This window comes from Micromonospora sp. NPDC049903, assembly GCF_044460945.1.
Taxonomy (GTDB): Bacteria; Actinomycetota; Actinomycetes; order Mycobacteriales; family Micromonosporaceae; genus Micromonospora.
This window is the reverse complement of the sequence record NZ_JBITKL010000058.1, coordinates 1-4,251: the sequence shown is the minus strand read 5'-3', so window position 1 is coordinate 4,251 and position 4,251 is coordinate 1. Positions and strand designations below refer to the sequence as shown.

Annotated in this window: 3 protein-coding genes; 2 read left to right on the top strand and 1 reads right to left on the bottom strand. The window is 68.9% G+C overall.

Annotated elements, in window-relative coordinates:
• Positions 1–143: 143 nt before the first annotated feature.
• Positions 144–1,745 (bottom strand): ABC transporter substrate-binding protein, encoded by a 1,602-nt coding sequence (locus tag ACIBO1_RS32225; RefSeq protein ID WP_396753079.1) that lies wholly within the window; start codon positions 1,743–1,745, stop codon positions 144–146.
• Between the two features lie 432 nt (positions 1,746–2,177).
• Between ACIBO1_RS32225 and ACIBO1_RS32220 the strand changes: the two genes are divergently transcribed.
• Entirely contained in the window at positions 2,178–3,038 is an 861-nt protein-coding gene (locus tag ACIBO1_RS32220) for a bifunctional methylenetetrahydrofolate dehydrogenase/methenyltetrahydrofolate cyclohydrolase (RefSeq protein ID WP_396753077.1), read from the top strand.
• A 99-nt stretch (positions 3,039–3,137) separates the two neighbouring features.
• Entirely contained in the window at positions 3,138–4,088 is a 951-nt protein-coding gene (locus ACIBO1_RS32215) for a malate dehydrogenase (protein WP_396753075.1), read from the top strand.
• The last annotated feature ends 163 nt before the right edge of the window (positions 4,089–4,251 follow it).

Sequence of the window (4,251 nt, the reverse complement as noted above, 5' to 3'; positions counted from 1 at the left end):
GACCGGGGGGGGCCCCAACCCGCCCCGCACAATCTCACCCCGCCGCCCCCGTTTTACGCTCAAAACCCCCCCCCCCCCCCCCCCCCCCGCCGGGCGGGGGGGGGGGCGGGCCCCCCCCCCCCCCCCCCGCCACCGTGGTCGTGTTACTTGACGGCCTCGATCTGGATCAGGTCGACCCGGTCGAAGAGGTCCATCTCGACGTTCTTCACCTTGGTCGAGTGACCGAAGTTGTTCTGACCGAAGCGCAGCGGTACCACCGGCAGGTCCTCGGCCAGCAGGTCCTCGGCCGCCTGGTACTTCTTGATCGCTTCCTCCTCGCTGGGGGCGCTGGCGCCCTCGGCGAGCAGCTCGTCGAACTCCGGGTTGCTGTAGCCGTAGTAGTTCGACGAACCGTTCGAGCTGTACAGCGGGCCCAGGTAGTTCTCCATGGACGGGAAGTCCATGATCCAGCCCATCCGGAACAGGCCGACCGGCTGCTTGGCCTTGACCTTGGTCAGCAGGTCGGCGAACTTCGGCTCGGCGTTGCCGACGCAGTCCACGCCCAGGTTGGCCTTGAGCTGGTTGCAGGTGGCGTCGATCCAGTCCTTGTGCCCGCCGTCGCCGTTGTACGACAGGGTGATCTTCGACGGGCCGCCCGCAGCCTGGTACAACGCCTTGGCCCTGGCCGGGTCGAACTCGCCCGGTGCGCCGACGGTGTTCTCCCGGTAGCCGGCGACCACCGGCGAGACGAACGAGCGGGCCGGCTGCTGCGAGTCCTTGAAGATCGACCGGGTGATCTCCTCGCGGTCGATCGCCATCGAGATGGCCTTGCGGACGTCCGGGTTGCTGAACTCGTCCTGGAAGGTGGGGAAGGCCAGGAAGTGCAGCGACGAGGCGGGACTCTGCTGGAACCGGTCACCCAGGTCGGTGGCGGCGGTCGACAGGTTCTCGGTCGGGATTGTCTTGATCACGTCGAGGTTGTCCGACAACACGTCCGCGTACGCGGCGGTCAGCTGCTGGTAGATCCGGAACTCGACGCCGGCCACCTTCGGCTGCTCGCCCGGGAAGGCGTCGTACCGCTCGACCTCGACCTTGGCGTCGTGCTGCCAGGTGCCCTTCATCTTGAACGGACCCTGGCCGATCGGCGCCTGCTCGTACCCCTCGGCCAGCTCGCCGGGCGCGGAGAACGCGGCCTGCGGCAGCGGATAGAAGGCGGTGTAGCCGAGCATCGCGGTGAACTCGCTGTACGGCTGGGACAACGTGACGGTGAAGGTGTCGTCGTCGACCTTCTTGAGCCCGCTGAGCGTGGTGGCCTTCGGGTTCTCGCCCTGGAGGTCGTCGTACCCGGCGATCTTCTCGAAGAAGTAGCTGGAGTTCTGCCCGTTCGGGGCGTACGCGCCGTAGTTCCAGGCGTCGATGTAGTTGTCGGCGGTGACGTCCTCGCCGTTGTGGAACGTGTAGCCGTCCTTCAGCGTGATCGTCCAGGTGGTGTTGTCCTCGGACGTGATCGACTCGGCCGCGACCTCGTACGGCTTGTGGGCCTCGTCGTAGTCGACCAGCGGGCTGAACAGGGCGGCGAGCACCTGGGAACCGCTCGTCTCGTTGGTGTTGGTCGGCACCAGGTGCTGCGGCTCGGCGATCTCGATTCGCACGGCCGCGTTGGGGTCGCTCTCACCGGAACCGTCGCCGCCCGAGCCGCAGGCCACCAGGCCCAGGGTCACCGCGAGCGGGAGGGCGGTCCAGGCGGCGAGCCTACGAACGCGCATTGAGCCTCCTCATCTCATTACGCTGCGCTATCGAGCCCGGATTGGGGGTAACTCTGCGCAACGCTCGGCAACGGTAGGTCGTGCGCCGAGACTCGGCAACGTAGTGGTCTCGAAGGGGTAACGGAACGAGGCCCTACATGTTGGCGGGGCCCGGTCGGCGTGCTACGCCGAAGCGCCTAAAGCGTCGATGACGTGCAGACATTCGGGGGGTTGGGAGGTGCGGCACGGCGGCCGGCGCCTTCTCGGGGTCAGGCGGCGCGATCGTCGGATACGTGGTCCTTCGTGCCCGGCTGTCCGGAGTCGGAGTGCTCGGCGGCACAAGCAGTGACTCAAAGTGAGGAACGACACCTGACGGAAAGTAGTTTCGCGGTCGGTGTCGCGGGCCCGCCAGGTCGGGGGAGGCGACGGTGGCGGGCGTGAGACGATCAGATCGTGACGGCGACGCTTCTGGACGGCAAGGCGACTGCGGCGGAGATCAAGGACGAGCTGCGGGCGCGGGTCAAGGCCCTGGCGGAACGGGGAACCGTGCCGGGACTGGGCACGGTGCTGGTCGGTAGCGACCCCGGTTCCCAGGCGTACGTCAACGGCAAGCACCGCGACTGCGCCGAGGTGGGCATCGCCTCGCTCCGCCGGGAGCTGCCGGCCGACGCGACCCAGGAGCAGGTCGACCGGGCGGTCGCCGAGCTCAACGCCGACCCGGCGTGCCACGGCTACATCGTCCAACTGCCCCTGCCGGCGCACCTGGACACCCAGCGGGTGCTCGAACTGATCGACCCGGAGAAGGACGCCGACGGCCTGCACCCGGTCAACCTGGGCCGGCTGGTGCTCGGCTACGACGCGCCGCTGCCCTGCACCCCGCGCGGCATCGTGGAACTGCTCCGTCGGCACGAGGTGCCGCTGCGCGGCGCCAACGTCGCGGTGGTGGGACGCGGTAACACAGTCGGTCGTCCGCTCGGGCTGCTCCTGACCCGGCGCAGCGAGAACGCCACCGTGACGCTCTGCCACACCGGCACCCTCGACCTGGCCGCGCACACCCGCGCCGCCGACATCGTCATCGTCGCGGCCGGCGTACCCGGCCTGCTGACGGCCGAGATGATCACCCCGGGCGCGGTGGTGGTCGACGTCGGCATCACCCGGGTGATCGGCTCGGACGGCAAGGGTCGCTACACCGGCGACGTGGACCCGGAGGTCTTCGAGGTGGCCGGCAAGGTGGTGCCAATGCCCGGCGGGGTCGGTCCGATGACCCGGGCCATGCTGCTGACCAACGTGGTCGAGCGGGCCGAACGCGGCTGAGGTGACGGAAGGCCCATAACCGTCCGCCCCTGGCCTGCTCGGTGCCAGGATGGCTGATACCGTCCGGAAAACCGACTGGTAGCAGGGAGTGGGACGACCATGGGTAAGAAGGTCACTGTCGTCGGCGCCGGATTCTACGGCTCCACCACCGCGCAGCGCCTGGCCGAGTACGACGTCTTCGACACCGTCGTCATCACCGACATCATCGAGGGCAAGCCCGCGGGCATCGCCCTCGACCTCAACCAGTCCCGTGCGGTCGAGGGTTTCGAGACCAAGGTCGTCGGCGTCACCACCGGCCCGACCGGCGAGGGCTACGAGGGCATCGAGGGCTCCGACGTCGTCGTCATCACCGCCGGCCTGCCGCGCAAGCCGGGCATGAGCCGGATGGACCTGCTGGAGACCAACGCCAAGATCGTGCGTCAGGTCGCCGAGAACGTCGCCAAGTACGCCCCGAACGCCGTCGTCATCGTGGTCTCCAACCCGCTGGACGAGATGACCGCGCTGGCCCAGATCGCCACCCAGTTCCCGCGTAACCGGGTGCTCGGCCAGGCCGGCATGCTGGACACCGCCCGGTTCACCAACTTCGTCGCCGAGGCGCTGGAGGTGCCGGTGAAGTCGGTGAAGACGCTGACCCTGGGGTCGCACGGCGACACCATGGTCCCGGTGCCGTCGCAGAGCAGCGTGAACGGCAAGCCGCTACGCGAGGCGATGCCGGCCGAGCAGATCGAGGACCTGGTCGTCCGCACCCGTAACGGTGGGGCCGAGGTGGTCGCCCTGCTCAAGACCGGTTCGGCGTACTACGCCCCGTCCGCTGCCGCCGCCCGGATGGCCAAGGCGGTCGCCGAGGACTCCGGCGAGGTCATGCCGGTCTGCGCCTGGGTCGACGGCGAGTACGGCATCTCCGGCGTCTACCTGGGCGTCGAGGCGGCGATCGGTGCCGAGGGCGTCAAGCGGGTGGTCGAGACCGACCTGGACGCCGACGAGCTGGCCAGCCTCAAGGAGGCCGCCGAGGCCGTCCGCGCCAAGCAGGCCGACGTCGCCAACATGTAACCCCCCACCCACTCACCCAGCGCCCCACGACCCCCGGTCGTGGGGGGGGGGGCGGGGCCCCCCCCCCCGGTTTTTTATTATCATTCAGCTGCGAATACGAACCCGGGGGGAGCCACAAAAGGTAATAACAGGACACGGCTGGGAAGGGGGTGAGGGCGGCGAG

What these genes read in the sequence shown, in the direction of transcription:
- ACIBO1_RS32215 (WP_396753075.1), top strand. Translation starts at nt 3,138, where the DNA reads ATGGGTAAGAAGGTCACTGTCGTCGGCGCCGGATTCTACGGCTCCACC.
- ACIBO1_RS32225 (WP_396753079.1), bottom strand. Translation starts at nt 1,745, where the DNA reads ATGCGCGTTCGTAGGCTCGCCGCCTGGACCGCCCTCCCGCTCGCGGTG.